Annotated in this window: 23 protein-coding genes; 12 read left to right on the top strand and 11 right to left on the bottom strand. The window is 63.3% G+C overall.

Annotated elements, in window-relative coordinates; translation table 11 throughout:
- The first annotated feature begins 120 nt into the window (after window positions 1–120).
- The 5 genes from phnD to phnX all read left to right on the top strand — a co-directional run bounded on the left by phnD (window position 121) and on the right by phnX (window position 4,797).
- On the top strand, window positions 121–990 hold the full coding sequence (gene phnD / locus AAIL66_RS08195; protein ID WP_082085702.1) for a phosphonate ABC transporter substrate-binding protein: 870 nt from the start codon (window positions 121–123) through the stop codon (window positions 988–990).
- Window positions 987–1,832: a phosphonate ABC transporter ATP-binding protein gene (phnC, locus tag AAIL66_RS08190; protein WP_343496441.1), complete on the top strand. Its 846-nt coding sequence runs from the start codon at window positions 987–989 to the stop codon at window positions 1,830–1,832. Before phnD ends, phnC begins: the two co-directional genes overlap by 4 nt.
- Window positions 1,829–2,665, top strand: coding sequence for a phosphonate ABC transporter, permease protein PhnE (phnE, locus tag AAIL66_RS08185; protein WP_343496440.1), 837 nt, complete (start codon window positions 1,829–1,831; stop codon window positions 2,663–2,665). The genes phnC and phnE overlap by 4 nt, the downstream gene beginning before the upstream one ends.
- Window positions 2,666–2,784: 119 nt before the next feature.
- Window positions 2,785–3,873 carry an iron-containing alcohol dehydrogenase PsrA gene (gene psrA / locus AAIL66_RS08180; RefSeq protein WP_343496439.1) on the top strand — a complete coding sequence of 363 codons (1,089 nt, stop codon included), beginning with the start codon at window positions 2,785–2,787 and terminating at the stop codon, window positions 3,871–3,873.
- 60 nt (window positions 3,874–3,933) lie between these two features.
- A complete protein-coding gene (gene phnX / locus AAIL66_RS08175) occupies window positions 3,934–4,797 on the top strand; it encodes a phosphonoacetaldehyde hydrolase (RefSeq protein WP_343496438.1) in 864 nt (287 codons plus the stop codon).
- A gap of 97 nt (window positions 4,798–4,894) precedes the next feature.
- On the opposite strand, the gene AAIL66_RS08170 is transcribed toward phnX, so the two are convergent.
- Entirely contained in the window at window positions 4,895–5,413 is a 519-nt protein-coding gene (locus AAIL66_RS08170; protein ID WP_034407124.1) for a MarR family winged helix-turn-helix transcriptional regulator, read from the bottom strand.
- A 136-nt stretch (window positions 5,414–5,549) separates the two neighbouring features.
- Between AAIL66_RS08170 and AAIL66_RS08165 the strand changes: the two genes are divergently transcribed.
- Both AAIL66_RS08165 and AAIL66_RS08160 read left to right on the top strand, forming a co-directional pair.
- Window positions 5,550–7,469: an FAD-binding monooxygenase gene (locus AAIL66_RS08165; protein WP_034407122.1), complete on the top strand. Its 1,920-nt coding sequence runs from the start codon at window positions 5,550–5,552 to the stop codon at window positions 7,467–7,469.
- 144 nt (window positions 7,470–7,613) lie between these two features.
- Complete coding sequence (locus AAIL66_RS08160) at window positions 7,614–7,913, top strand: putative quinol monooxygenase (protein ID WP_343496437.1); 300 nt, start codon at window positions 7,614–7,616, stop codon at window positions 7,911–7,913.
- Between the two features lie 49 nt (window positions 7,914–7,962).
- On the opposite strand, the gene AAIL66_RS08155 is transcribed toward AAIL66_RS08160, so the two are convergent.
- Window positions 7,963–8,319 carry a cupin domain-containing protein gene (locus AAIL66_RS08155; protein ID WP_034356876.1) on the bottom strand — a complete coding sequence of 119 codons (357 nt, stop codon included), beginning with the start codon at window positions 8,317–8,319 and terminating at the stop codon, window positions 7,963–7,965.
- 228 nt (window positions 8,320–8,547) lie between these two features.
- On the opposite strand from AAIL66_RS08155, the gene AAIL66_RS08150 reads away from it, so the two are divergent.
- Together AAIL66_RS08150 and AAIL66_RS08145 are read left to right on the top strand one after the other, a co-directional pair.
- Window positions 8,548–8,820 (top strand): VF530 family protein, encoded by a 273-nt coding sequence (locus tag AAIL66_RS08150; protein WP_343496436.1) that lies wholly within the window; start codon window positions 8,548–8,550, stop codon window positions 8,818–8,820.
- 132 nt (window positions 8,821–8,952) lie between these two features.
- Window positions 8,953–9,900: a sensor domain-containing diguanylate cyclase gene (locus AAIL66_RS08145; RefSeq protein WP_241781243.1), complete on the top strand. Its 948-nt coding sequence runs from the start codon at window positions 8,953–8,955 to the stop codon at window positions 9,898–9,900.
- A gap of 51 nt (window positions 9,901–9,951) precedes the next feature.
- On the opposite strand, the gene fghA is transcribed toward AAIL66_RS08145, so the two are convergent.
- The 3 genes from fghA to AAIL66_RS08130 form a co-directional block, all read right to left on the bottom strand.
- Window positions 9,952–10,803 carry an S-formylglutathione hydrolase gene (gene fghA, locus AAIL66_RS08140; protein WP_034356871.1) on the bottom strand — a complete coding sequence of 284 codons (852 nt, stop codon included), beginning with the start codon at window positions 10,801–10,803 and terminating at the stop codon, window positions 9,952–9,954.
- A gap of 252 nt (window positions 10,804–11,055) precedes the next feature.
- Window positions 11,056–12,177 carry an S-(hydroxymethyl)glutathione dehydrogenase/class III alcohol dehydrogenase gene (locus AAIL66_RS08135; protein WP_279089714.1) on the bottom strand — a complete coding sequence of 374 codons (1,122 nt, stop codon included), beginning with the start codon at window positions 12,175–12,177 and terminating at the stop codon, window positions 11,056–11,058.
- Window positions 12,178–12,606: 429 nt separating this feature from the next.
- Window positions 12,607–13,425: a hypothetical protein gene (locus tag AAIL66_RS08130; RefSeq protein ID WP_224648538.1), complete on the bottom strand. Its 819-nt coding sequence runs from the start codon at window positions 13,423–13,425 to the stop codon at window positions 12,607–12,609.
- A 148-nt stretch (window positions 13,426–13,573) separates the two neighbouring features.
- On the opposite strand from AAIL66_RS08130, the gene AAIL66_RS08125 reads away from it, so the two are divergent.
- Window positions 13,574–14,596: a helix-turn-helix domain-containing protein gene (locus AAIL66_RS08125; RefSeq protein WP_003063594.1), complete on the top strand. Its 1,023-nt coding sequence runs from the start codon at window positions 13,574–13,576 to the stop codon at window positions 14,594–14,596.
- 47 nt (window positions 14,597–14,643) lie between these two features.
- Here the strand turns inward: AAIL66_RS08125 and AAIL66_RS08120 are convergent, their stop codons facing one another.
- Window positions 14,644–15,099, bottom strand: coding sequence for a helix-turn-helix transcriptional regulator (locus tag AAIL66_RS08120; protein WP_343496435.1), 456 nt, complete (start codon window positions 15,097–15,099; stop codon window positions 14,644–14,646).
- Between the two features lie 153 nt (window positions 15,100–15,252).
- Here AAIL66_RS08120 and AAIL66_RS08115 point away from each other — a divergent pair, with 153 nt between their 5' ends.
- Window positions 15,253–15,762, top strand: coding sequence for a hypothetical protein (locus tag AAIL66_RS08115; protein ID WP_003063591.1), 510 nt, complete (start codon window positions 15,253–15,255; stop codon window positions 15,760–15,762).
- An 8-nt stretch (window positions 15,763–15,770) separates the two neighbouring features.
- On the opposite strand, the gene AAIL66_RS08110 is transcribed toward AAIL66_RS08115, so the two are convergent.
- The 3 genes from AAIL66_RS08110 to AAIL66_RS08100 all read right to left on the bottom strand — a co-directional run bounded on the left by AAIL66_RS08110 (window position 15,771) and on the right by AAIL66_RS08100 (window position 22,846).
- The gene (locus AAIL66_RS08110; protein WP_343496434.1) at window positions 15,771–20,555 is read right to left on the bottom strand and encodes a DUF3320 domain-containing protein; all 4,785 of its coding nucleotides are present in this window, start codon (window positions 20,553–20,555) and stop codon (window positions 15,771–15,773) included.
- A gap of 107 nt (window positions 20,556–20,662) precedes the next feature.
- A complete protein-coding gene (locus AAIL66_RS08105) occupies window positions 20,663–21,184 on the bottom strand; it encodes a hypothetical protein (protein WP_034356860.1) in 522 nt (173 codons plus the stop codon).
- Window positions 21,185–21,550: 366 nt separating this feature from the next.
- Window positions 21,551–22,846 carry a DEAD/DEAH box helicase gene (locus tag AAIL66_RS08100; RefSeq protein ID WP_034356857.1) on the bottom strand — a complete coding sequence of 432 codons (1,296 nt, stop codon included), beginning with the start codon at window positions 22,844–22,846 and terminating at the stop codon, window positions 21,551–21,553.
- Between the two features lie 124 nt (window positions 22,847–22,970).
- On the opposite strand from AAIL66_RS08100, the gene AAIL66_RS08095 reads away from it, so the two are divergent.
- Window positions 22,971–23,966 carry a quinone oxidoreductase gene (locus AAIL66_RS08095; protein ID WP_034392262.1) on the top strand — a complete coding sequence of 332 codons (996 nt, stop codon included), beginning with the start codon at window positions 22,971–22,973 and terminating at the stop codon, window positions 23,964–23,966.
- A gap of 23 nt (window positions 23,967–23,989) precedes the next feature.
- Here AAIL66_RS08095 and AAIL66_RS08090 read toward each other — a convergent pair whose 3' ends face one another.
- Both AAIL66_RS08090 and AAIL66_RS08085 read right to left on the bottom strand, forming a co-directional pair.
- Window positions 23,990–24,394 carry a nuclear transport factor 2 family protein gene (locus AAIL66_RS08090; RefSeq protein WP_238585735.1) on the bottom strand — a complete coding sequence of 135 codons (405 nt, stop codon included), beginning with the start codon at window positions 24,392–24,394 and terminating at the stop codon, window positions 23,990–23,992.
- Between the two features lie 260 nt (window positions 24,395–24,654).
- Entirely contained in the window at window positions 24,655–25,965 is a 1,311-nt protein-coding gene (locus tag AAIL66_RS08085) for a citrate synthase (protein ID WP_003063579.1), read from the bottom strand.
- Window positions 25,966–25,987 lie beyond the last annotated feature (22 nt).

Here is a 25,987-nt window from a genome sequence, read left to right as displayed (position 1 = left end):
CTTCACATGACAGTCATATGTCGTCCCTAATATTTGCGTCAACGCACTGCAATGACGGTGCGACGGCAGCCCGGAAAAGCTGCACTTCACACGCACATGCAAAGGATGAATTCCGTGACGATGACCCGCAAAACATGGCTCAAAGCCGCAGTCGCCAGCCTGACCCTGGCCGCCACCACCGGCGTCATGGCGCAGCAACCCACCGAGTTGCGCGTGGGCCTGATCCCTTCCGAAGACGCCCAGGCCATGATGCGCGCCAGCCAGCAGGTGATGGACCAGCTGGCCGCCAAGACCGGCCTGAAGATCAAGCCCTTTGTGGCCAATGACTACAACGGCGTGATCGAGGCCATGCGCTCGGGCAAGATCGACGTGGCCTATTTCGGCCCCTTCTCCTATGTGCTGGCCAGCCAGTTGGCGAATGCAGAGGCATTCGCCATTCCCGTGGCCAAGAAGTCGGGCAAGAGCTCGTACAACAGCATCATCATCAGCAAAAAGGACAAGGGCCTGGGCACCGTGCCCCAGTTGCAGGGCAAGACCTTTGCCTTTGTCGATCCCAGCTCGGCATCGGGTCATCTGTTTCCCAAGGCCGGCCTCAAGGGCGAGGGCATCGATACCGACAAGTATTTCTCCCGCGTAATTTTCTCGGGCTCGCACGACGCCAGCATCATGGCTGTGGCCAACGGCAAGGTGGATGCGGCGGCCGTGGCCGATCCCATCTTCCAGACGGCAGTGGCCAAGGGCCATGTGAAGGCCGAGGATTTCCAGGTTATCTGGCGCTCCAAGGACATCCCTGAGTCGCCCATGGCCTGGCGCAAGAACCTCGACGAAGCCACCAAGAAGAAGGTGGCTGCGGCACTGGCCGAGATCAAGGGCCTGCCCTGGGGCGACCGTGGCGAGCTCAATGGTTTTGCGCCCACCAACGATCAGGCCTATGACGTGGTGCGCCAGACCGCCAAGGCGCTGAATCTGGACCTCGGGAAGATGAAATGATCAGCATCCGCAATCTGCGCAAAAGCTATGGCAGCAACCATGTGCTGCATGGCATAGACATGGATGTGAAGGCCGGCGAGTTCGTGGTCATGCTGGGCCTGTCGGGTGCCGGCAAGTCCACCTTGCTGCGCTGCATGAACGGGCTGAACCAGCCCGACAGCGGCCAGCTGCAGGTGGGCGGCATCGATCTGATGCGCAGGCACTCGCGCCGCGAGCTGGCCCGCCATGTGGCCATGGTCTTCCAGCACCACAACCTGGTGCAGCGCCTGTCGGTGCGCAAGAACGTGCTCACGGGGCGGCTGGGTCAGGTCGGCACGCTGGCCTCGGTGCTGCAGCTGTTCAGGCAAAGCGATATCGCACTGGCCGATGCATGCCTGCAGCGCGTGGGCCTGGCCCACAAGGCCGATGAGCGCACCGAGGCGCTCTCGGGCGGGCAGATGCAGCGCGTGGGCATTGCCCGTGCCCTGGCGCAGCAGCCGAAGCTGATTCTGGCCGACGAGCCCGTGGCCAGCCTGGACCCCAAGACCGCGCGCAGCGTGCTGCAGTATTTGCGCGATGCCACACGCGAGCTCGGCATTGCCGTGGTCTGCAATCTGCACCAGGTTGATTACGCCCGGGAGTTTGGCGATCGCATCGTCGGCCTGTCGCAAGGGCGCATGGTGTTTGACGGCGTACCGGCGATGTTGGACGAGGCTGCGCTCAACGCCATCTACAGCGGCGAGCCTCAGCCCGCCGGATATACCCCAGAGCAGGGCGCTGCGCTGCATCTCAGCAGCACCGCAGTCGGCAACTGGCTGCCCGGGGCGATGTCGCCAGCCACTGCCGCAGGAGGTCTGCAATGAACAGCCAGAGCTTGAAACAGACCGATCGTTGGCAATGGACGGCGGGGCGCCCCGAAAGCACTGGCGGCTGGCTGGGCTATGCCGCAATGGCCTTGGCCATCGGCTGGGTGCTGCACTGGAGTGCTGCGGGCGCGCAGATGAGCTGGAGCGAGCTGGCGGGCGGCATGCCGCAGATTGGTGACTTTCTCTCGCGCTCGGTGCCGCCCGACTGGAGCATGCTGCCGCGCCTGTGGGCACCGGCGCTGGAGACGATACAGATCGCCATCTGGGGTACTTTGCTCAGCGTGATTCTGGCGCTGCCGCTGTCCTTTGTCGCGGCCGGCAATCTGCACGGCTGGCACTGGCTGCGTCGCATCACGCGCCAGTTTCTCAATGTGATCCGCAGCATCAACGAGCTGATTCTGGCGCTGATATTTGTCTCGGCCGTGGGCCTGGGGCCCTTCCCCGGCGTGCTGGCCCTGGCCCTGCACGGCATGGGCATGCTGGCCAAGTTCTTTGCCGAAGCCATCGAGGAAATCGACGACGGCCCGCTGCAGGCCTTGCGCAGCGCCGGTGCCAGCCAGCTGCAGATCATCGCCTTCGGCGTGGTGCCCCAGGTCATCACCGCCTGGATTGCCGTGGTGCTCTACCGCTTCGAAGTCAATCTGCGTTCGGCCACCGTGCTGGGCATGGTGGGCGCGGGCGGTCTGGGCTTCGAGCTGGTCAGCAGCCTCAAGCTGTTCCGCTACCAGGAGACCGCGACCTGCATCATCGTCATCACGGTGATGGTGATTGCAGCCGACATGGCATCGAACTGGCTGCGCAGCCGCATACAGCAAGGCACTCGCCACTGATTCCGCTGCGGTGCCGGTGTGCGCCGCAGTGCTTGAACCATCAAAAACATGAGCTATCAGCGCTTGGTACATAAGCGTCAAGGGCTGATTTTGCTCAAAAAACGTCAAAAGGCTTTCTCGTGTGGACCTATCACAACCCCGTGCATATCAGCGTGGGTCGCAACAGTCTCGATCAACTGCCGGCCCTGCTGGCCGGGCGCAGCTGCCTGCTGGTCACTTTCCCCGAGGCTGAAAGCCTGGGCCTGGTGCAGCGCATGCGCCAGCTGCTGGGAGCGCAGCTTCGCGGCGTGATCGACAGCATTGCCCCCAATCCCGATGTGCAGTGGCTGGCGCCGCTGTACGAGCAGGTGCAGCGTGACCATGCCGAGGTGCCCGTGATCGTGGCCCTGGGGGGCGGCAGCGCCATCGACTCGGCCAAGGCCTTGATCTGTCATACGCCCGGCGGCCGTTTTGCCGATCTGCTGGCGCTGCTCAAGCAGGGTGGCCAGTTGGGGGCGGGAGGGCACAAGGCCCTGATCGCCATCCCCACCACTGCTGGCACGGGCAGCGAAGTCACGCCCTGGGCCACGATCTGGGATCAGGCCGCCGGCCAGAAGTATTCGCTGCACCAGTCCTGCACCTGGCCCGAGGCCGCGGTCATCGATGCCGAGCTGATGACCAGCCTGCCGGCCGGTGCCACGCTGGCCTCGGGGCTGGATGCGTTGTCGCATGCGCTGGAATCCATCTGGAATGTGAACCGCAACCCGGTCTCCATGGCGCTGTCCGTGCAGTCGGCGCGCCGCACCCTGGCCACGTTGCCCGCGCTGATGCAGGATCTGGATAACCCACAGCTGCGCAGCGAGATGGCCGAGGCGGCGCTGATGGCCGGCCTGGCTTTTTCCAACACCAAGACTGCGCTCGCACATTCGCTGTCCTACGACATCACGCTGCAGCATGGCGTGCCGCATGGCCTGGCCTGCTCGTTCAGCCTGCCCCTGGTGCTGGAGATGGCGCTGGGCGCGGATGCGGTGGCCGATGCGGCCTTGCTCTCCATCTTCGACGCCAGCACGCCTGTAGCGGCCGTCGAGCGTCTGCGCTGCGTTCTGCAAGGGCTGGGCGTTGCCACCGATCCTGCCCACTATGGCGTGCAGCCAGACGCCTGGAGCGCCATGGTGCAAAAAGCCGCCAACGGCCCGCGCGGTCGCAACTTTATTCGCTCTCTGAGCTGAGTCGCGCAAGGTCGACGCCTTTGTGCTTTCCATTCTGTTGAAGTCACCACTGAAAAAATCATGAACTCCATCGCTCAAGCCGAAACCCTGGTCCTGCCCCAGCCCTCTGCCGACCTGTCACCGCTGCAAGCCGTCATCTTCGACTGGGCCGGCACGCTGGTGGATTTTGGTTCGCTCGCACCCACGCAAATCTTTGTCGAAGCCTTTGCCAGCTTCGGCATCAGCATCGGCCTGGCCCAGGCGCGCGGGCCCATGGGCCTGTCCAAATGGGACCATATCCACCAGTTGCTACAGGATGAAAGCATTGCCGGGCAATGGCAGAGCGCTTTTGGCCGGACGCCGACCAACGAGGATGTGGATGCCATCTACGCGCGCTTCATGCCGCTGCAGATTGCCAAGGTGGGCGAGTTCTCGGCCCCCATAGCAGGCGCTGTGCAGACGCTGCAATGGTTGCGCGACCATGGTCTCAAGGTCGGCTCCTGCTCGGGTTACCCGCGCGAAGTGCTCAACCAGTTGCTGCCTCAGGCCGAAGGCGCAGGCCTCAAGCCCGACTATGTGGTGGCCGGCGACGAGCTCGAAGCCGGCGGTCGCCCCGGTCCCTTCATGGCACTGGCCAATGTGCTGGCGCTGGGCATTGGCGATGTGCGTGCCTGCGTCAAGGTGGACGACACCGTGCCCGGCATCGAGGAGGGTCTGCGCGCAGGCATGTGGACCGTGGGCCTGAGCCTGTCGGGCAACGAGGTCGGCTATAGCGTGGAGGAGTTTGCCAGGGCGCCCGAGCAAGAGGTCGAGGCCCGTGTCGCCGTGGCCGAAGCCAAGCTCAAAAAGGCCGGTGCCCATTACGTGGTGCGCAGCGTGGCCGATCTGCCGGCCGTGCTGGTGCAGATCGCGGCCGAGATGCGTGCCGGAAAAATGCCGTTCTAGGACTCGGTTCTGGAGCTTGCAGACCCGGTCGCAAGCCCGGCCCTGAAAAGCCAAGCCCCAGGCCTGACGGCCCGGGGCTTTTTTCTGCGGTTTGGGCTCAGCCTGCGGGTGTCTGCGCCTCGGGATCGAGCTGCTCGTGGTGCTCTATGACCTTGCGCATCAGTTGTGTGAAGAGTTCGCGTTCGGTCTCGCTCAGCGGGTCCAGCATCTGCTGCTGGGCTTGCAGCACGGAGGGGCCGGCATCCGCCAGCAGGGCCTGGCCCTCGGGCGTCAGGGACAGCAGACGCACGCGGCGATCCTTGGCCGTGTGCTGGCGCAACAGCAGACCGCGTGCTTCCAGGCGGTCGATCACGCCGCCGATGGTGGATTTGTCAAAGCCCACTTCCATGCTCAGCGTGCGCTGGTCTATGCCCGGCAGATGCACCAGTTTTTGTAGCACGGCAAATTGCAGCGGCGTCACGCCCCAGGCTTCGGTGGCCTGGCTGAACACGGCCACTGCCACCTGTTGCAGGCGGCGTATGCCGTGGCCGGGAAAGGTTTCCACCTCCAGGCGTGGAAAGATGGGGTGGCTGCTGGCGCTGTCTGAGGCAACGTTTGGCAGTGCAGAGTTAATCATGGTTTTCCCTAGGTGGGGTTGGCATTTCAAGTTTCGAATAATACGATGCATGCATTTGGTATGCATACATACTATTTGTGTGCGGACTGATTGGGCAGACACTGGCGTCTGCGCACTTGAAGAACTTGAGGCCTCCATGCAGTTTCATTTGAACGGTTTTCGTCCTGGCAACCCCTTGATCGCTCCAGCTTCGCCGCTGGCCCCTGCCCATACCGAGACCGTGCCCTCGCAGGTCGATGTGCTGATCGTGGGCTGCGGCCCTGCCGGCTTGACGCTGGCCGCGCAGCTGGCGGCCTTCCCCGATATCCGCACCTGCATCGTGGAACAAAAGGAAGGCCCGATGGAGCTGGGCCAGGCCGACGGCATTGCCTGCCGCACCATGGAAATGTTCGAGGCCTTCGAGTTTGCCGACTCCATCCTCAAGGAGGCCTGCTGGATCAACGATGTCACCTTCTGGAAGCCCGATCCTGCCCAGCCTGGCCGGATCGCCCGCCATGGCCGCGTGCAGGATACGGAAGACGGTCTGTCCGAGTTTCCTCACGTCATCCTGAACCAGGCGCGCGTGCATGACCACTATCTGGAGCGCATGCGCAACTCGCCCAGCCGCCTGGAGCCGCACTACGCACGCCGCGTGCTGGATGTGAAGGTCGACCACGGCGCTGCCGACTATCCGGTCACCGTGACGCTGGAGCGCTGCGACGCGGCCCATGCCGGTCAGATCGAAACCGTGCAGGCCCGCTATGTGGTGGGCTGCGACGGCGCGCGCAGCAATGTGCGCCGGGCCATCGGCCGCCAGCTGGTCGGCGACTCGGCCAACCAGGCCTGGGGCGTGATGGATGTGCTGGCCGTGACGGACTTCCCCGATGTGCGTTACAAGGTGGCCATTCAGTCCGAGCAGGGCAATGTGCTCATCATCCCGCGCGAAGGCGGTCATCTGGTGCGCTTTTATGTGGAGATGGACAAGCTCGATGCCGACGAGCGCGTTGCCAGCCGCAACATCACGGTGGAGCAACTGATAGCAACTGCCCAGCGCGTGCTCCATCCCTACAAGCTTGACGTCAAGAATGTGCCCTGGTGGTCGGTGTACGAGATCGGCCAGCGCATCTGCGCCAAATATGACGATGTGACCGATGCCGTAGCCACACCGGACTCGCCCCTGCCGCACGTCTTCATCGCCGGCGATGCCTGCCACACCCACAGTCCCAAGGCCGGCCAGGGCATGAATTTCTCCATGCAGGACAGCTTCAACCTGGGCTGGAAGCTGGCCGCTGTGCTGCGCAAGCAATGTGCGCCCGAGCTGCTGCACACCTATTCGTCCGAGCGCCAGGTCGTGGCCCAGCAACTGATCGACTTTGACCGCGAATGGGCCAAGATGTTCAGCGACCCGGCCAAGGAAGGCGGTCAGGGCGGTGTGGACCCCAAGGAATTCCAGAAGTACTTCGAGCAGCACGGCCGCTTCACGGCCGGCGTGGGCACGCACTATGCGCCCTCGCTGCTGACCGGGCAGGCCACGCATCAGGCACTGGCCAGCGGCTTCACCGTGGGCATGCGCTTCCATTCCGCGCCGGTGGTGCGCGTCTCCGATGCCAAGCCCGTGCAGCTGGGTCACTGCGGCAAGGCCGATGGCCGCTGGCGCCTGTATGCGTTTGCAGGGCAGAACGACCTGGCGCAGCCCGAATCCGGCCTGCTGGCGCTGTGCCGCTTCCTGGAGAGCGATGCGGCATCGCCGCTGCGCCGCTTCACGCCGGCCGGCCAGGATATCGACAGCATCTTCGATCTGCGTGCCATCTTCCCGCAGGCCTATACCGAGGTGGCGCTGGAGACATTGCCGGCCCTGTTGCTGCCGTCCAAGGGCCAGCTGGGAATGATCGACTATGAAAAAGTGTTCAGCCCCGATCTGAAGAATGCCGGTCAGGACATCTTCGAGCTGCGCGGCATCGACCGCGAGCAGGGCGCTCTGGTGGTGGTGCGTCCCGACCAGTATGTGGCCCAGGTTCTGCCTCTGGGCGACCACGCTGCACTGAGCGCCTATTTCGAGTCTTTCATGCGAGCCTGAGAGCCCGTGACCTAAGGACTGCTGATCAGCATCAACACCAGGAAGGTGTTTCAGGGAGGGCATGGCCCTCCCTTTTTTGCGTCCGGGGCAGAGAGAGCGGGCGCTGCTTGCTACGATGCTTGCCTGTGCTGAGGAGGAGAAGACATGCTGTTGATTGTGGGTACGGTGCGCTTGCCATCCGAGAACCTGGCCCTTGCCCGGCCCGCCATGCGTGCCATGGTCGATGCATCCCGCGCCGAGCCCGGCTGTCTCGAGTACAGCTATGCCGAGGATGTACTGGTGCCGGGGCTGATCCATGTGAAGGAGCTGTGGGCGGATCAGGCAGCGCTGGATGCACATTTCGCCTCCGCGCATATCCAGGCCTGGCGCGCCGCCTGGCCGACTCTGGGAATCGGGCAGCGGGATCTGCGGCTCTACGAGGTCCAGGCGTCACGCGCCACCTGAGCTGCGGCAGAGGCAGAGGCTTGCATGAAGATGCTTGGCGCGAGAGCGCCTAGTTTGAAGCCTGCTGCAGCCTGATGATGTCCACCGATATTTCCACTGCCGTCACGGCGCAACGGTTTTCAAGCCAGTGCGTGGTGTTCCTGTCTTCGGGCCAGCCCACGCCCGGGCCGTAGTCGGTGGCCACGCCATCTCTGTGGTCGGTGATGCAACCTTCGAGGATGTAGACCATGCCGGGTCGGTCCCTGTGGTCGTGAAGCGGGCCGAACACGCCACCCGGCGCCATGGTCACCAGGCGCATGCGAAGCTGGCGCCCCGACATGCCTTCGATCTCGGGGCCCAGGTCGAGCGTGGCCAGCATTTGCACGGCCACCCCCCTGGTCTGGGGGACTTGCTGTTGCTTGGACATTCTTTGCTCCTTCGCGCCTCGTCATGGCCGTTGAAGCGAACCTGTCTTCGCTCAGGCCGGTTGCCAAAAGTGTGATCTCTTGCTGGCGCACAGGAAAGCCAAACCCATGTCATTGGCGTGGCGCCCGGCTGAACAAGCAGGCCCGGACAGGCTGTCCCGGACAGGCCGGGCAGAGCGGATCTTGTCCCCGGGGCTGTCTCTGCCGGGCGATTCCCCGACAATGCGCGAATGACTTCCCAAGAACAACCGCGCAACCCGCTGCATGGGCTGACGCTTGAGCGCATCGTTACCGATCTGGTTGATTACTACGGCTGGCGCGAGCTGGGACGCCGGGTGCCCGTGCGCTGCTTCAATCTGGATCCCAGCATCTCTTCGAGCCTGAAATTTCTGCGCAAGACGCCCTGGGCGCGCGAACAGGTGGAGCAGCTGTATGTACAGACCCAGCGTGCCGATGAGCGTGAGCAGCGGCGAGCGAGAAGAGCGGATCGGTCCGAGGACTGATCCGGCGCCGGACCGCATCAAGGAGAAACCGCCGTCAGGCGGTTTTCTTGCTTGTGGATACACCCAGCTGCGCCGGTGGCAGGTAAAAGAATGATTCTGCGAGAATTTGTCGTTCCCGCTTCGCTTGTGCTCATGTCAGACACCACATTCTTCACAGCCAGCCAGTACGAAAACATTTGCAACGGCTTGCCGGATCCGACCTTCATCCTGACGGAGTCGGGGCGTTACGCGGCAGTTCTGGGCGGCAAGGACCAACGCTACTACCATGACGGAACGTCCCTGGTCGGCCAATCCATCGTCGATGTGCTGGCTCCCGTCAAGGCTCAGTGGTTCATACAGCAGATTCAGGAGGCTCTGAGCAGCCAGAAGATGCAGGTCGTGGAGTATGAGCTGAGTGCCCACGATGTGCTGGGTCTGCCCCTGGAAGGACCTGCCGAGGCGATCTGGTTTGAAGGTCGCGTCAGTGCCTTGGGAGAGCTGTTCTGGGGCGAGAGAGCCGTGGTCTGGGTGGCCAGCAACATCACGGCCAGCAAGCGCATGCAGCAGCAGTTGCAGGAGCAGGCCTTGAATGATGAGTTGACGGGTCTATGCAATCGCCGGGGCTTCATGCGCGAGCTGGCTCAAGCCTATACGGCCCATAGGCTGCAGGGGCGGCCAGCTTGGCTCATGAGCTTTGATGTAGACCACTTCAAAGCCATCAATGATGGTCTGGGACATCCTGCAGGTGACCAGGCGCTGCGCGATCTGGCTGCTGCCGTGCGCTGGTTGCTGGCTCCCGAGGATGTGTTCTGTCGCCTGGGCGGAGACGAGTTTGCCATTCTGTGCTGCGATCGCCATATTGCCCAGGTTTCAGGCTTGGCGCGGGAGCTGCTGGAGGCCGGACAGCAGGCGCTGCAGCGGTATGCCACGGGAAGCTCCGTGCCCGCATTAAGTGTCGGGATTGCGCATTTCATGCCGACTGACAGCAGCCTGGAGGACATCATGCGCCGCGCCGATCAAGCCTTGTACAGCGCCAAGATGCAGGGCGGGCACCGGGCGGTCGTGGCGAATCGGGGCCAGGCGGACCACTGCATTGCTTGAGGTGTGACAGCTACGGCCAGCCCCCTTGGGTGCCGGACCAGGCCCGAAGAATCAGGCGCCCAGTTGCTGCGCATGGTGGCGCAGATGGTCGTCGACAAAGCTCTGGATGAAATAGTAGCCATGGTCGTAGCCCGCATGCCGGCGCAGCGTGAGCGGCTGGTCGGCCTTGGCGCAGGCGGCTTCGAAGGCTTCGGGCAGCAATTGCTTTTCGATCAGGAACTTGTCGGCCAGACCCTGGTCGATGAGGATGCCTGCGGGATAGGGGGCAGAGGCTTGCGCGCCCATCAGCTCGCTGGCGTCATGCCTGGCCCATTCGGCCTTGTCTTCGCCCAGATAGCCGCTGAAAGCCTTGTGGCCCCAGGGGCAGTTGAGCGGGTTGGCAATCGGTGCAAAGGCCGAGACCGACTTGAACCGGCCGGGGTGGCGCAGCGCCAGGGTCAGCGCGCCGTGGCCGCCCATGCTGTGGCCGAAGATGCCCAGACGCTGCAGGTCCACGGGCAGCTTGCTGCCGACCAGGGGCAGCAGGTCATTGAGGATGTAGCTTTCCATGCGCCAGTGCAGCGCCCAGGGCCGGGTGGTCGCATCCAGGTAAAAACCGGCGCCCACGCCAAAGTCCCAGCTGTCGGCCTCGCCCGCCAGACCCGCGCCGCGCGGGCTGGTATCGGGGCAGATCAGGGCGATATTGAGTTCGGAGGCCATGCGCTGGGCGCCGGCCTTGATCATGAAGGTTTCCTCGGTACAGGTCAGACCCGCCAGATAGAGCAAGGCCGGCACCTTCTCGCCCATCACGGCCTTGGGTGGCAGATAGACCGAGAACTTCATGGCGAGACCGATCTCGGAACTATGGTGTTCGTAATAGCGCTGGGCGCCGCCAAAGCAGGCGTGGGCGTTTTTGAGTTCCATGGCAGTCACTCCTAAAAGAAAAGCTGCTTGCGCTCGTCAATCAAGCGTTTGCAGCTGTTTTATATATAAATATGAATCAAAGCATGCGCAAGCAGCTATGAAATTAAAAGCGCTGGGTGGTTCTTCAAAACTAGCGCGGCCCATTGATGAGACACCGAGGAAGCGCCGCTGCGCACCGAGGGTGTCGTCCCCCTTCCGCGAAGCGAGAAAGGGGGAAGGCGCGGGGCCGCCCAGGCGAAGCGCCTCAGGGGGTTACGAAGCGTCAGCGTAGTTCACCACCGAGCGGATCGACTTGCCTTCGTGCATCAGGTCGAAGGCTTCGTTGATCTTGGCCAGGCCCATGGTGTGGGTGACGAAGGGTTCGAGCTGAATCTTGCCGGCCATGGCGTCTTCCACCATGCCAGGCAGCTCGCTGCGGCCCTTGACGCCGCCAAAGGCCGTACCCAGCCACTTGCGGCCGGTCACCAGCTGGAAGGGGCGGGTCTTGATCTCCTGACCGGCACCGGCCACGCCGATGATGACCGACTGGCCCCAGCCGCGGTGGGCGCATTCCAGCGCAGCGCGCATCACGTCCACATTGCCGATGCATTCAAAGCTGTGGTCCACGCCCCAGCCCGTCATCTCGACGATCACTTGCTGGATGGGCTTGTCGAAGTCCTTGGGGTTCACGCAGTCGGTGGCGCCAAAGGTTCTGGCCAGGTCGAACTTGCCGGGGTTGGTGTCGACGGCGATGATGCGGCCGGCCTTGGCCAGCTTGGCGCCCTGGATCACGGCCAGGCCGATGCCGCCCAGGCCGAACACGGCCACGGTGTCGCCTTCCTGCACCTTGGCAGTGTTCTTGACTGCGCCCAGACCAGTGGTCACGCCGCAGCCCAAGAGGCAGACCTGCTCGGGGTTGGCATCGGGGTTGACCTTGGCCAGCGAGACGGCGGCAACCACGGTGTATTCGCTGAAGGTCGAGCAGCCCATGTAGTGATAGATGGGCTCGCCCTTGTAGCTGAAGCGCGTCGTGCCGTCGGGCATCACGCCCTTGCCCTGGGTGGCGCGCACGGCCACGCACAGATTGGTCTTGCCGCTCTTGCAGAACAGGCATTCGCCGCATTCGGCGGTGTACAGCGGAATCACATGATCGCCGGGCTGGACGCTGGTCACGCCTTCGCCCACTTCCACCACGATGCCCGCGCCTTCGTGACCCAGCACGGCGGGGAAGATGCCTTCGGGGTCGTCACCGCTCAGGGTGAAGGCGTCGGTGTGACAGACGCCGGTATGGGTGATCTTGACCAGCACCTCGCCGGCCTTGGGCGGCGCGACGTCGATTTCGACGATTTGCAGGGGTTCTCCGGCTTTGAAGGCTACGGCGGCGCGGGATTTCATGGGCAGGTCTTTCTTGGAAGGCTGAGGATGCGGTGGCTGCCCGGGGCAGGGCCAAGGCCTGACTGGGCGCACCGGTTGTGAAGTGTGAATGTAGGCGATCCCGTCGCCTGATGGAAATTCGTGGCCGCAGATGGCGGCTCTTTGGCCGAATGTCACACGGTTCGCGGGATCGTCTTCCGTCGGCTGGCGATGCCATGAATCCTGATCGGCCGCTTTGCACTCCGGCTGAGGCCGCCATCATAGGGACGGCATGGCCAGCATCCATCCTGCCGCTGCAGGGCTCTTGAACATCATCAGCAACTTGACCGCGTTCTTGCTGGCGGTTCGGGCTGCATGCGTCGCAGCATTGATCGGGGAGGATCTGGTCGTTACATCCGAGTCGGATCATCGCGGGCAGCACAGAGTATTGGTGCGCCTAGCGTCTCCAGCTCAATCCTCATTCGGTATCAGCGTCCCCCACACCGGCAGGTGTGCGCCTGGTGGTGCCGGGCCGTCATAGGCCGGCTGCACCTCAATGGCGGGCTTGCCCTCCTGGCAATCGATGAAGCCCCATTGACTGGGACGGTAGCGCGCCTCGGGGCCGTCGGGGGCGCCGACCAGAAACTCGGCCTGAATGTCATAGTCGATCAAGGGCACATGCAGGCTGGCGATATCGCCCTTGCGGCATTCCAGATAGGAGCGCTTCGGGTCGACCACCCAGGCGCCATAACCCGGGTTGACGTCGGGATCGAAGTGGAACACCGGACCGAGGCGCTGGTCGCGGGCAAGCTCCAATGCGCCGTTGTCGATGGCGCTGACCCAGGCACCTGCGATTTGCACCGGTTGCGTAAAGCGCGCCGCACTCAGTCCTCGCAGGCCAAGCGGTCGCTGGCGCTCGCCGTTGTCAAAGGCGTCGTAGCGGTTGATCAAGGTGCCTTTGGGGAATAGCTGCTCGCCATAGCGGAAGTCCTCGGGCAGCACAAAGCGCTGTCGGCTTTCGCGATAGTGGGCCCGCAGTGTCACGGCCTCTTCAATCTGTACCAGCTTGCGCGCCAGCACCAGGCCCCAGAGATCGCCGGCCAGGGCCAATATCGCCACCACCACGACGGGCCAGTGCCAGAACGGCGGGCGCTCGGAGGCGGGCGTGTGCCTATGGCGCAGCCACCAGAACAGCCCGCGCAGCAGCAGCCACAGGCTCAGGCCGGCTGCCACCAGGGGGGCGAGCAGCAGCAACAGCATGGGCAGGGTAAAAAGAGGTCCGGGAATCATGGGTGGAAAAAGGGCAGAAGCCCCGGACTTTAGCAGTGGATGCGACTGCCTGCACTAGCTGCCGAGAGGGCTTGCGTATAGTCGAGGCTCGTGCGCTGCAAGTGCCTGCAGCGCTGGTTGTATATGCTTGAACTGCTCTGATTTTTGTATGGAACACCATCACGCTGGCGCCCACCGCGTCGATCTGGTTGTCTACCCCGGCTTCAAGGCGCTGGAGGCCATAGGCCCCATGTCCGTGTTTGACTATGCCAATGTGCATTTGCGGCACAAAGGCCTGCCTGACGGATATGTGGTGCGGGTGGTGGCGTCACAGGCCGGTCTGGTGCCCTCGGACACCTTGATGGGCTTGCAGGCCAGCCATACCCTGGCGCAGGTCGAGGCCGAGGGCACGGGGTGCACGGTGCTGCTGGTGGGCGCGCGCCATATCGAGCAGGTGCTGGCGGCTTCGCCAGAGCTGGTGGACTGGGTGGCGCGAGTGGCTCCCGGGGTCGGGCGCATGATCGCGCTGTGCAGCGGCAGTTTTTTTCTGGCAGCAGCCGGTTTGCTCAATGATCGCCGCGCGGCCACGCACTGGAGTGTGGCCGGGGCGCTTGCCCAGCGTTATCCGCGGGTGCAGGTGGATGCCGATGCGATCTATGTGTGCGACGAAATCAAGGACAGCGACGGCATGCGTCAGCTCTGGACTTCGGCCGGTGTCACTGCCGGCATTGATCTGGCGCTGGCGGTGGTGGAGCATGATTTCGGCCATGCGCTGGCACTGCAGGTGGCGCGCGACCTGGTCATGTATCTCAAACGTCCCGGCGGCCAGTCTCAGTTCAGCGTATCCCTGGCCGCACAGGCCACGCAGCACAGCGCAGTGCAGGCTGCTCAGCAGTGGGTGCTGGAGCACCTGGACCAGCCCATGCCGCTGGCGCTGCTGGCGGGCAAGGCAGCGATGAGCGAGCGCAATTTTCGCCGCGTCTTTCAGCAGGAGACCGGCTGCAGTCCCAGCAGCTTTGTGGAAAACGCTCGCCTGGAGCGGGCCAAGCAGCTGCTGGAGAATCTGGGCTCTGTGCCCCTCAAGACCGTGGCCGCCAAGGTCGGGTTGGGCTCGGAACAGGCACTGCGACATCTGTTCGTGCGCAAGCTGGGTATCACACCTGTGGCTTACCGGGAGCGGTTCGGAGACTGATGGGCTTGCGGCATCCTGTCGGAAGCCGCCGGTTTTCGGTCAGCCGATCAGAACAGAGGGCTCTTGAAGAAATCGAGAGCGGCCTTGGCTGCAGCAAAATTGCGCTCGATCTGCGCCTGTTGCTCATCGTGGTTCGCGGTCTCGGCGGCAGGTTCGGCGGCGGACTTGGCCCTCTTTGGCGCCGCAGTTCTTTTCCTGTCTAGGCAGGGTGCATCCGAGCGGGATGCGGGTGCCAGTGCTGGAGCCTTGGGTGCGAGCAACCGGGTCAGGTCCAGCTCGGGATTGAGCTGCCACAGGCAGGACACATAGGTCGCCATGGCCACGGCCGGGTCGCCGCGCTCTATGCGTGCCATGGTGGGCTGGGAAATACCCAGCCGCTCTGCCCACTGCGTCTGTGTTTCGCCCCGACTTTTGCGCAGGGCCACTATGTGCTGGGCCAGCTGCGTTATCTGCAAAAGAATGGCGGGCGGAAACTCTGCGGGACTGGTGTTCTGGCGAGGCATATGCCAATGGTAGGCAGATTTGGGGAGTGCTCAGGGCAAACAGGGCGCTCTTTGCATTGAGCCAGCAGTTTTCTTGACTGTCCTACGAAGCGGCCAGGTCAAGTCTGCAAGCATGGACGGCGATGGATCGTCAACACGGTCTTGGAGTTGCTCATGAAGTTTGTTCACTGGCTCTACACCCTGACTCATTCGCTGATTGCCCTGCTGTTCGGCCTGGCGGCGTTGTGCCTGATCTGGATGGCCGTCACCAAGGCCTGGGCCGTGATTGCTGCCGGCCTGGAGCCGGAGGCCACGCTGCATGTGGTGGAGGCGCTGGGCATTCTGGCCTCAGGCGTGGTGGCTCTGCAGATTTCCCAGACCGTGATTGAAGAAGAGGTGGTGCGCGACGCCCATATCAGCGGCCCGACAAGAGTGCGTCGCTTTCTCTCACGCTTTATGGTGGTGCTGGTGGTCGCCCTGGCCGTCGAGGGATTGGTTGCCACCTTCAAGGCCCAGGAGCAGCCCGAGAAGTTGCTGTATTCCGCCGCCTTGGTCATTGCCGTCGGCATGCTCATGGTCGGCTGGGGGGTGTTTGTTCACCTGAATCGTTCGGCGGAGGAACTGGAGCCCGAGGCCATGGAGGAGGCCAAGAGCGAGGACCGTAAAGTCAGCAACGACCACTGACTCAGGACTCAGGTCGGCAGTCGATACAGCGTCCCGTTGAATGCCACGGCGCCGCTGCCATGCAGCGCATCGAGCTGCGTCAGCACCAGCTCGCGTACCGGCGCGGTGACAGCGCTCAGGCCCAGCAGCCGGGCCACAGCAGCGGGCAGTTCCTCGCGCTGGCCGCCCAGGCTGCTCCTGAGGGCCAGGGCAATCGCTGCACGGATCTCGGCTGGCGGCAGGCAATCGATGCGGCGCAGATTGGCCGAGCCGACCTCTGCGCGATTGCGTACCCGCACCGCTCGTCCCGGCAGGTCGAGAAACTCCCCTTCTGCGGCCAGTGCCTCATCGGCCAGCAGCGATTGGCGTGCCTGCTCCAGCGCATCGCGCACGCGGCTGCCGGCGCGTTGCAGGCCCCAAAGCGTACGCATGCGGGTGACCAGTTCGTCGAAATGAATCGGTCCTTCCAGCTCCACTGCCTGGTGCATCAGCTGGGCCAGCTTTGCGGTGGATTGGTTGTGCAGTTCTCCGGCGGGAACGGCAAAGCGGGCTTCCTGATAGAGGCTGTCGTCAGGGCCTGCGGCCGATTCCGTCTCGGCGCTTTCGGCATCGGACCGTGCTGCGCGTTCTATGACTTCTGTGGCTGTCTGTGACTGATGGGTGGGCATTAGCGGCTGAACTGGTTCGGCCTGCTTGCGCTGCCTGGCAGCTTCGACGGCGGCCAGGACACGCTCGGTCTGGGCACGCGGCTGGCGGAACCAGTCGCAGCCCCAGATGCGCAGCAGCGTCCAGCCCTGGCTCTCCAGCACCGACTGGCGCAGGCGGTCACGGTCGCGTGCAGAGCGGCTGTGGTGATAGCTCATGCCGTCGCACTCAATGCCCAGCAGATAGCGCCCCGGCTGTTCTGGATCGACCACGGCCAGATCGATGAAGAAGCCCGCAATGCCGATCTGAGTCTGCACCTGCAGACCCTGGGCCGTCAGCGCTTCGTACACATCTTCTTCGAGCGGCGACTCCAGATCGCGTCCGCTGATGCCGGCCAGGGCCAACTGACCGGTGGCCGCGTATTGCAGGAATACCTTGAGCGCGGCCACGCCCTTGCCTTTGCCGCGTTCCAGATCGATGTCGTCGGCGGTGATGGATGAAAACACCTCGCAGCGCTGCTTGGCACGCGAGATCAGCACGTTCAGCCGGCGCTCGCCTCCATCGGCACTCACAGGGCCGAAGCGCATGGGCAGATAGCCCTGCGCGTTGCGCGCATAGGCCACCGAGATGAAGATCACATCGCGCTCGTCGCCCTGCACGTTTTCCAGGTTCTTGATGAAGAAGGGTTCGTTGGGATGGGCGACAAAAAAGGACTCTGCCTCGGGCTGCTGGCGACGCAGCAGTTCCAGCTCGTCCTGGATGGCGACTTTTTGCTGCAGCGAGAAAGCGGCCACGCCCAGGCTGAGCTGCGGCGACTGCTGTGCGTGCTGCATGATGGCGCGTGCAATGGTCTGGGCCTCGATGCGGTTGATGCGGCTGGCGCCGCTGTCAAAGCGGCCTTCGGGCAGATGGTGAAAGCGCAGCCCCATGCCCGAGCGGGCCGTGTAGGGGCTGGGCACGACGTAAAGGCTGCTGTTGTAGAACTGCTGGTTGGACACCGCAATCAGCGACTGGTGGCGGCTGCGGTAATGCCAGCGTAGCATGAGCTGGGGCATGCCCTTGGCCAGGCACAGGCTCAGAATGCTCTCCACATCGGCAGCTCCGGCGATGAGCTGGTCTTCGTCCTCGTCGTCGAACTCGTCCTGCTCGCTGGTCATGCGCGAGAAAAAGCGCGTGGGCGGCAGCTGGCGGTCGTCGCCCACCACCACCAGCTGCTTGCAGCGGGCGATGGCGCCCAGCGCATCCACGGGCTCGATCTGGCTGGCTTCGTCAATCACCAGCAGATCGAACTCGACCGCACCAGGTTCCAGAAACTGGGCCACGGACAGCGGGCTCATCATGAACACGGGCTTGATAGCCTGGACGGCTTCGCCTGCGAGCTTGAACAGCTTGCGCAGCGGCATATGGCCGCGCTTGCGCGCAATCTCGCCATTGAGCACGCCAAGCGGGCCCATGCCGGATGCGCTGCGTGGCACCTGCTCGTAATGCGAGAGTGCCGACTGGGCGCGCGCGAGTTCGATGCGCTCCAGATCCAGCGCCTGGAACTGGCGCACCTTCTGGCTGTGCTGATCGCCGTTGAAAGCGACCAGCTCGGGGTGAGCCTGAGTGGCCTGACGCAGCAGCGCTTCGTAATAAGCGCGTTCGAGGATGGCGGGCAGGGCTCCTTGTGCAATGGATTCATTCTCGAGCTGCTGCACCAGGACGGCCATGCCGGCCGCACGCGCCTGCTCACGGGTGGCGTGGTACGAGGTCCAGTCCAGCAAGGCGTTGGGCTCGGCGACCCATTGTGCAAGGCGCTCGCCAAAGTCGGCCAGCGGGATGCGGGCCAGATCGGCGGCGCCAAAGGCTTCCTGTGTCTCGAGCCGGTAGCCGTCCAGCAAGCTTTGCGCAGCATCCTCGAATGCCTGCAGCGATGCACTGGCCCGGACGGCCAGGTCCGCGCAATGTGCGGGCGATGGCAGCTGGGCATACAGCTGGCGAAAGGCGGCACTGCGGCCCTGTCCGTCGGGGCCGGCCATCCAGCCCAGCACGGCCTGCAGTTGCGCCCAGTCGCTTTGCTCGCCCTGCCACAGGCTGCCAAAGGCATCTGCCCCCAGGATCTGCTGCTGGCCCAGGTTCTGGCGCAGTTGCTGGGCTTCGATCAGGCTGTCGAGCAGGTTCAGACGCTCTGCCCGTGAACTCGGCAATGTCGTTTTCAACTGGCCCTTGAGGTTGGCAATCGCCGCGCGGTAGCCGCTGTTGAAAATGCGAAACAGCGAGTCGCCATGTGCTGCGATGCTCTGGCGTGGGGCATTCCAGTCCGCCGTCCAGGCGGATTCGGCAAAGCTGCCGCGCAGGCTCTGCGCTTGCCGGCTGAACTGGGCGCCGCATTCGACCAGCTTGTGCAGCTGGCCCAGGCCCTGATCCCAGATGCTGTTGGCGACGGCCTGCCGGTCTATGGACGGGGCACTGGCGAGCTGCTGCGCCAGCGTGATCTGCTCATGCAGAGACTGCAGAGTCTGTGCCGCCGGCGCGCTCAGGGATTGCGCCAGCAGCTCAGCATCCTGCTGCAACCGGGCCAGCATTGCTTGCAGCGTCGGCAGTTGCTGGGCGAAGCGTTGCGCATCCAGCTTGAGCAGCGCCGGATGGCATACGCCGCGCCACGGGTGCCCGGCCACCGGGCTCACCTTGGATGCCGCCTGGCGCAGTGCTTCGACAATCTGCTGGCGTGAATGAAAGTCCTCGGGTGACCAGTTCTGTGCGCCTTGCAGCAGATCGGGCAGATGCGCGATCTGCACCGTATCCAGCCGCGCCAGCCGCCCCAGGATCTGGTAGGGCGTGAGTGTGCAGGGCGCCAGCGCCTGATGCATGGTCTGGCTGTGCGCGTTGAGCTGCTGCTGCACGTTGCTCAGCTCATGGATGATTTGCTCGCGGTGCTCCACACGCGGCTTGCCCAGATCGCGCGTGGCCTTGAGTTCCTCCAGCACCTTGCGCTTGTTGGCATGGTGGCTGTGCAGTTCCAGACAGGCAGGCCCAAGGCCCACGGATTTGAGGCGGCGGTTGACCACCTCAAGCGCGGCCATCTTCTCTGAGATGAACAGCACTTTCTTGCCGTCGGCAATCGCCGCTGCAATCACGTTGGTGATGGTCTGGGACTTGCCCGTGCCCGGCGGGCCTTGAATGACCAGGTTCTCGCCGCGGCGCACGGCTTCGATGGCCAGTGACTGCGAGCTGTCCGCATCGACCACATGGCGCTGGCTGTCGACGGGGATCAGTTGGTCCACATTGGCGTCTTCGGGGAACAGATGTTCGCGTGCCTCGAAGCCGTCCTGCAGCGCGGCAGCAATCAGCGCCTGCTGGTCCAGCCGCTTTTCTGGCGGCCAGGTCGCAGTGTCCAGATCGCGGTACATCAGGAACTTGGCAAAGCTGAAGAAGCCCAGCGTCATGGCGTCGGGCAACACCTGCCAGCCGGGCTGGGCCGCAGCCATGGCGGCGACCGCGGCCAGATAGGCGCGGGGGTCGAAGTCGTCGCCGGCATTGAATTCGGGCAGCTCCAGGCCAAAGTCGGCCTTGAGCTTGGCCGCCAGCGACAGGTTCTCCGCCGCATCTTCCTGCAACCAGGACAGGGTGAAGCGTTCGGCCGCGCTTTTGCGCTCCAGTGCCACGGGCAGCAGAATCAGTGGCGCAAAACGCGGCTTGTCGGGAGCATTGCGGTCGAACCATTGCAGCTGACCCAGCGCCAGAAACAAGATGTTGACGCCCTGTTCCTCGATGAAGGTGCGGGCATCGGAATACATGTCCAGCAGCCGGCGCTGCAGCTTCTCGCTGGACAGGCGCGTCTGCAATTTCAGGTCACGATGGCGCTGGGCCACACCGCGCGCATCGAGCTGCTCGTCGACGCTTTCTTCGGGCTGGGGCAGGGTGAGGGTGGTCTGTGTCTCCTGGGCCTCTGCAGGGTCTGCGGCCGCTTGCTCCTCCTCGGCCTTTGCCGGCGCAAAGCTCATGGCTTTGCTTTCGCCCGCCAGCAGGCGATAGACCTCGTCCGTGCGTTCATCCGCAAAATGCAGCACGCGTGCCGTGGCGGCCTGAGGCAGGCTCAGCAACCGGTTGCGTGTGGAGAGGTCCAGCAGCGCCTGGCGGCTTTTTTCGAGCTGGCGGGTGATGAGGGCGGAATTCGAGTCTGCGTGCATGGGGCATCAAAAAGCACAGTGAGCTGGCACTTTAGCGTGCTCTCTGGTGCTGCCAACGCTGATTGGCAATGTATGCACTGCGGTTCCGTACCCGTTTTACAAATTGATCACAGTTTCCAGCCGAACTCGAGCGCAATGAAAGCCGAGCATTGGCCGCAGGTCTTTGGTGCAGCGCGGACCGTAACGCTGTAGCGCTCACCCTGCCAGCGCACCAGGGCTCCGGCGGCTGCCATGACGGGGCGTGTGTAGTTGGTGCGCAAGCCGGCATAAACGCCAGAGTGCAGATTGCCAAAAGTCAGCGGCGTGTACTCGCCTATGGCGTAGGTGCTCCAGCGGTCGATGCTGTTGCGATAGAAGCCGGCCTGCACGGAGAAATTGCTGGAAAACTCTCGTCTGATACCCAGGCCCAGGTTTTCCTCGTTCCATGTTTTGCCACGTTTCCGTTCGCTGAAATGGTGGCTGACCGTGTGCAGATTGATATGCCATGCGCCCGCAGCCTGGCTGACCTGGGCAGACTGATTGACCTCGACGGGCTGAGTGGTCTCGGCAGACTGATTGGCTTCGTCGGCCTGGACTGCGGAGCAGGCAATGACGATGGTCAACCCTGCCAGTGTTTTCAACGATTTCATTGCCGTTCCCCCCTGCATCGCTTCACAGGCGCATGCAGACAGGTCAGTGACATCCTTGGCTCGCGTTCGCAGTGCTGCCAAGGGACCTGGCTTACCAATTTTTATTTAAAAAATTCATGTAAACCATGTTTCCTAATGTCTATGACTATCGGTGTGGTGGATGTAAGAATAGTTCTTATCTATTGGTGATTGAATTTCAATTGGGTTTATGGAAATTTGGAGATTTCGCTGTCGAAAAAGCGGCAGGAAGAGGGAGCGGCTGCGTCCGGCCAGGTTGAAGGCGGTCTCTGTCAGACGCAAAAAAGGCCGCAAGGGCGGCCTTTTTGATGAGCTGAGGCGAGGGAGTCCTCGGCCTTGCGCGGTAGCTTAATCGCCTGGCTGCTGCTTTGCGGCTGCAGCTGCGGCGCGCAGCTTGTCCTTCTTGCTGGGTCTGCGGCCCTTGATGCCGCCGTTGCCGTCTTGCGCGACCGGCGGTGGCGGTAGGGCTTCGGTAGGCTCGAAGCCCTGGATTTGCTCCAGATCGATCTCCAGCTGATTGCGCTTGCAGATCAGCTTCCAGTGTGCGGTGTCGGCGGGGCTTACAAAAGTGATGGCGCAACCAGCATGCCCTGCACGACCCGTGCGGCCAATTCTATGAATATAGTCGGCGGGCGAGCGGGGCAGGTCGTAGTTGATGACCGTGGGCAGCTGTGCGATATCGATACCGCGCGCGGCCAGGTCGGTGGTGATGAGCAGTTGCCAGCGCTTGGCCTTGAACTGGTCGAGCACGTCCTTGCGCGCACCCTGGCTCATATCGCCGTGGAAGGTGGTGGCGTAGATGCCAGCCTTGTAGAGCTTGTCGGCCAGCATTTCGGCGGTGTGGCGCTTGGCGACAAAGACCAGGGCTCGTTCCCATTCGGGCTGGTTCTCGCCTTGCTTGACGAGCTGGCGCAGCAGCTGGGTGCGGCGGGTGCCGTCCACGGCAATGGCGCGCTGGCTGATGTTCTCGGGGCTGGTCGAATGCTCGGCGGCCTGGTCGGCATCGACCTGCACCCGAACGGGGTCGTGCAGCAGGCGGGTGGCCAGCGCCTCCACGTTCTGCGGGAAGGTGGCCGAGAACAGCATGGTTTGGCGTTTGGCGGGCAGCAGGGCCAGCACGCGGTTGAGTTCTTCGGCAAAGCCCTGGTCCAGCAGGCGATCCGCCTCGTCCAGAACCAGATGCTGCACTGCGTTCAGGCGCACGGCATTGTGCTCCACCAGATCCAGCAGGCGGCCCGGCGTGGCGACCAGAAAGTCGGCGCTGCCACGCAGCTGCATCATCTGCGGGTTGATGGAGACACCGCCATAGACCACGCGGCTGCGTGGTTGCTCACGCAGTTGGCGCGTGATGTCGCTCAGGCTTTCATGAACCTGCAGGGCCAGCTCGCGCGTGGGCACCAGAATCAAGGTGGCCAGCGGCCGCACAAAGCCGGTGTGGCCGCGCTTTTGCGCCAGCCAGGCCTGCAGCAGGGGCAGCAGATAGGCCATGGTCTTGCCCGAGCCCGTGGGCGCGCAGGCCCAGAGATCGCGTCCGGCCAGCACGGCGGGGATGGCCTCGGTCTGAATCGGCGTCGCGTCGCGCAGACCCAGATCGAGTGTGGCATCCAGAAGCTCGGCGCGCAGGCCTAGGGGGGCAAAAGACATAGAAGAATCAATAGCGGTGTGCAGGAGGCGCATTGTGCGGGAATTGCCGCGTCGCAGCGAGGCGCAGGGACAAGCGCGGCCCAGGCTACATTCGCAGGATTACAACCCGCAAGGAGCATCAGCCATGAGTCAGATCACGCATCAAGCCATTGTCATGACGGAATACGGAGGCCCCGAGGTTCTGCAGATCGCCTCGGTCGCTTCGCTGCCGCTGACGGCTGGACAGGTGCGCGTGCGACACACGCGCATTGGCGTGAACTTTCACGATATCTATGTGCGCTCCGGGCTTTACAAGACGCTGGCGCTGCCGGGCACGCCCGGCATCGAAGCCGTGGGGGTGGTGGCAGAAGTGGGAGAAGGCGTGACTCGCTTCAGGCCCGGCGACCGGGTCTGCTATGTCTCTGGCGCCTATGCCATCTACGCCGCCGAGCGCGTGATTGCGGGCGACGAGCTGATTGCCGTGCCCGATGACCTCAGCGATGCGCTGGTCGCATCCAGCCTGCTGCGCGGGCTGACGGCCGATGTGCTGCTGCACCGGGTGGCTCGGGTAAGCCAGGGATCGCGGATTCTGGTGCAGGCCGCCGGTGGCGGCATGGGGCAGATTCTGAGCCAGTGGGCCACGCAGTTGGGGGCCATGGTGATCGGCACGGCGGGCAGTGATGCCACGGCGAAAAAGGCCGATCAGGCCGGTTGTGTGGAGGTGATCCGCTATCGCGGCGCGGGCGCCCAGGATGTGGCCGCGCGTGTACAGCAGTTGACCGGCGGCGAAGGCGTGGATGTGGCTTATGACGGCGTGGGCAAGGACAGCTTTGATGGTTCGCTGGCCAGTCTGGGCATCGGCGGCCAGCTGGTGATGTACGGACAGTCTTCCGGTCCGGTGCCGCCGCTGGAGATTGCGCGTCTGGCCGCCAAGTCGAACAGCGTGTGCCGGCCCATGGTGTTTCATTTCGTCAAAAAGCCCAGAGAGCGCGATGCCATGGCCGCGCGCCTGTTCGAGGCGCTGCGCAAAAAGCATTTCCGCATGGGCGAGCCGCAGGAGTTTGCGCTGGCCGATGCCGCGCAGGCCCACCGGCAACTGGAGGCGCATGGCGCCCAGCAACCGATTTTGCTCGTGCCCTGACGGGAGTGGTCTGCGGTGCGGTCTTATTGCGCGCCAGCCTGGGGGCGTGGCAGATAGACCTCGTGCCACAGGCTGACTTTTTCGTGCTCGTCAAAACGCATGAGCAGCATGGCGACAAAGTGCTGGGCGCCGCCATCTGCCTTGGTGATGCAGACATCCATGGAAAAGACCACGGAGTCCTCGTCGGCCGTGGTGTGCCGGATGTCGTAGCGAATGCCTTCCATGTCCTGCTTCATGCCTTCGAGAAATTCGCGATAGCTCTCGAGGTCCGCCGCATAGTGGCGGCCGTTGGGCTCGACCACGAATTGCTCGGCAAAGCATTCGGCGACCTGCTCGCGGCTCAGCGTGGTGTGACGACTCAGGTGGCGCTGGTTCCAGTCGAGCACGGCATGGGCCAGCTCCAGATTGCGTTGTCGTTTTGCGTGCATGAAGACCAGTATAGAAGAGCCGATTCCGGGTTCGCTCCGCATTTCTGACATGGACCGATTCATAAATTTCTATAGCGGCTAGCGCTTTGTATCAATGGATACTGAGATGATTCACACTTGAAATCGACCTGTGTCTTGCATAACCAGCTATGGTTTTACCAAAGCTGAGATCGGGGGGCACGTAAAAAAGCCCGCGGACTTTGCAGTCTGCGGGCTTTTTGCCACCCTGAGACCCGGAAATCCGGGCCTGGGTGTGCCGATCAACGCTGAGCGATAGGCTTGACGTCGCGCGACACGGAGCCGGTGAACAACTGGCGGGGACGGCCGATCTTGTACTCGGGGTCGGCCATTTGTTCGTTGAGCTGAGCGATCCAGCCCACGGTACGGGCCAGAGCGAAGATGCCGGTGAACAGGTTGACGGGGATGCCGATGGCGCGCTGCACGATGCCGGAGTAGAAGTCCACGTTGGGGTAGAGCTTGCGCTGGACGAAGTAGTCGTCTTCCAGGGCAATCTTTTCCAGCTTCTTGGCCAGGGCGAACAGGGGATCGTTTTCCAGACCCAGTTCGGCCAGGATTTCGTTGCAGGTTTCCTGCATCAGCTTGGCGCGGGGGTCGTAGTTCTTGTAGACGCGGTGGCCAAAGCCCATCAGCTTCACGCCGCTGGTCTTGTCCTTGACCTGTTCCATGAACTCGCCGACCTTTTCGATGCCGCCATTGGCCTGGATGCCTTCCAGCATGTTCAGGCAGGCTTCGTTGGCGCCGCCGTGGGCAGGGCCCCACAGACAGGCCACGCCAGCGGAGATGGCCGCGAAGGGGTTGGTGCCCGAAGAACCGCACAGACGCACGGTGGAGGTCGAGGCATTTTGCTCGTGGTCGGCGTGCAGGATGAAGATGCGGTCCAGAGCGCGCTCAACCACGGGGTTGACCTTGTACTCTTCGCAGGGGTTGCCGAACATCATGCGCATGAAGTTGCCGGCATACGACAGGTCGTTCTTGGGGTACATGTAGGGCTGGCCCATACCGTACTTGTATGCCATGGCGACCAGCGTAGGCATCTTGGCGATCAGGCGGATCGCAGCGATGTTGCGGTGCTCTGGGTTGGTGATGTCGGTGCTGTCGTGGTAGAAGGCCGACATGCCGCCCACCAGGCCGGTCAGCACGGCCATGGGGTGAGCGTCACGACGGAAGCCGCGCAGGAAGAACTGCATCTGCTCGTTGACCATGGTGTGCTTGGTCACCAGCTCTTCGAAGTTGGCCTTTTCCTTCTCGTTGGGCAGTTCCCCGTACAGCAGCAGGTAGCAGGTTTCCAGGAAGTTGCAGTTCTTGGCCAGTTGTTCGATGGGGTAGCCGCGGTACAGCAGCTCACCCTTGTCGCCATCGATGTAGGTGATGGCGGATTGGCAGGCGGCGGTAGAGAGGAAGCCCGGGTCATACGTGAACATGCCAGTCTGGGCATAGAGCTTGCGGATGTCGATCACATCCGGGCCAATATTGCCCTGGTACACCGGCATTTCCACACTGGGAGCGCCATTGCTGAAAGACAGCGTTGCTTTGTTGTCAGCGAGTTTCATTTCCAAACTTCCTTCTCTAGTT

Source organism: Comamonas sp. F1-6, assembly GCF_039581415.1.
GTDB classification, from domain to species: Bacteria; Pseudomonadota; Gammaproteobacteria; order Burkholderiales; family Burkholderiaceae_C; genus Comamonas; species Comamonas thiooxydans.
This window is presented reverse-complemented; position numbering and strand designations above follow the sequence as displayed.

Excerpts from the sequence above, each read along its gene's own strand:
- phnD (WP_082085702.1), top strand. The coding sequence starts at position 121 with ATGACCCGCAAAACATGGCTCAAAGCCGCAGTCGCCAGCCTGACCCTG.
- phnC (WP_343496441.1), top strand. The coding sequence starts at position 987 with ATGATCAGCATCCGCAATCTGCGCAAAAGCTATGGCAGCAACCATGTG.
- phnE (WP_343496440.1), top strand. The coding sequence starts at position 1,829 with ATGAACAGCCAGAGCTTGAAACAGACCGATCGTTGGCAATGGACGGCG.
- phnX (WP_343496438.1), top strand. The coding sequence starts at position 3,934 with ATGAACTCCATCGCTCAAGCCGAAACCCTGGTCCTGCCCCAGCCCTCT.
- AAIL66_RS08170 (WP_034407124.1), bottom strand. The coding sequence starts at position 5,413 with ATGATTAACTCTGCACTGCCAAACGTTGCCTCAGACAGCGCCAGCAGC.
- AAIL66_RS08165 (WP_034407122.1), top strand. The coding sequence starts at position 5,550 with ATGCAGTTTCATTTGAACGGTTTTCGTCCTGGCAACCCCTTGATCGCT.
- AAIL66_RS08160 (WP_343496437.1), top strand. The coding sequence starts at position 7,614 with ATGCTGTTGATTGTGGGTACGGTGCGCTTGCCATCCGAGAACCTGGCC.
- AAIL66_RS08155 (WP_034356876.1), bottom strand. The coding sequence starts at position 8,319 with ATGTCCAAGCAACAGCAAGTCCCCCAGACCAGGGGGGTGGCCGTGCAA.
- AAIL66_RS08150 (WP_343496436.1), top strand. The coding sequence starts at position 8,548 with ATGACTTCCCAAGAACAACCGCGCAACCCGCTGCATGGGCTGACGCTT.
- AAIL66_RS08145 (WP_241781243.1), top strand. The coding sequence starts at position 8,953 with ATGTCAGACACCACATTCTTCACAGCCAGCCAGTACGAAAACATTTGC.
- fghA (WP_034356871.1), bottom strand. The coding sequence starts at position 10,803 with ATGGAACTCAAAAACGCCCACGCCTGCTTTGGCGGCGCCCAGCGCTAT.
- AAIL66_RS08135 (WP_279089714.1), bottom strand. The coding sequence starts at position 12,177 with ATGAAATCCCGCGCCGCCGTAGCCTTCAAAGCCGGAGAACCCCTGCAA.
- AAIL66_RS08130 (WP_224648538.1), bottom strand. The coding sequence starts at position 13,425 with ATGATTCCCGGACCTCTTTTTACCCTGCCCATGCTGTTGCTGCTGCTC.
- AAIL66_RS08125 (WP_003063594.1), top strand. The coding sequence starts at position 13,574 with ATGGAACACCATCACGCTGGCGCCCACCGCGTCGATCTGGTTGTCTAC.
- AAIL66_RS08120 (WP_343496435.1), bottom strand. The coding sequence starts at position 15,099 with ATGCCTCGCCAGAACACCAGTCCCGCAGAGTTTCCGCCCGCCATTCTT.
- AAIL66_RS08115 (WP_003063591.1), top strand. The coding sequence starts at position 15,253 with ATGAAGTTTGTTCACTGGCTCTACACCCTGACTCATTCGCTGATTGCC.
- AAIL66_RS08110 (WP_343496434.1), bottom strand. The coding sequence starts at position 20,555 with ATGCACGCAGACTCGAATTCCGCCCTCATCACCCGCCAGCTCGAAAAA.
- AAIL66_RS08105 (WP_034356860.1), bottom strand. The coding sequence starts at position 21,184 with ATGAAATCGTTGAAAACACTGGCAGGGTTGACCATCGTCATTGCCTGC.
- AAIL66_RS08100 (WP_034356857.1), bottom strand. The coding sequence starts at position 22,846 with ATGTCTTTTGCCCCCCTAGGCCTGCGCGCCGAGCTTCTGGATGCCACA.
- AAIL66_RS08095 (WP_034392262.1), top strand. The coding sequence starts at position 22,971 with ATGAGTCAGATCACGCATCAAGCCATTGTCATGACGGAATACGGAGGC.
- AAIL66_RS08090 (WP_238585735.1), bottom strand. The coding sequence starts at position 24,394 with ATGCACGCAAAACGACAACGCAATCTGGAGCTGGCCCATGCCGTGCTC.
- AAIL66_RS08085 (WP_003063579.1), bottom strand. The coding sequence starts at position 25,965 with ATGAAACTCGCTGACAACAAAGCAACGCTGTCTTTCAGCAATGGCGCT.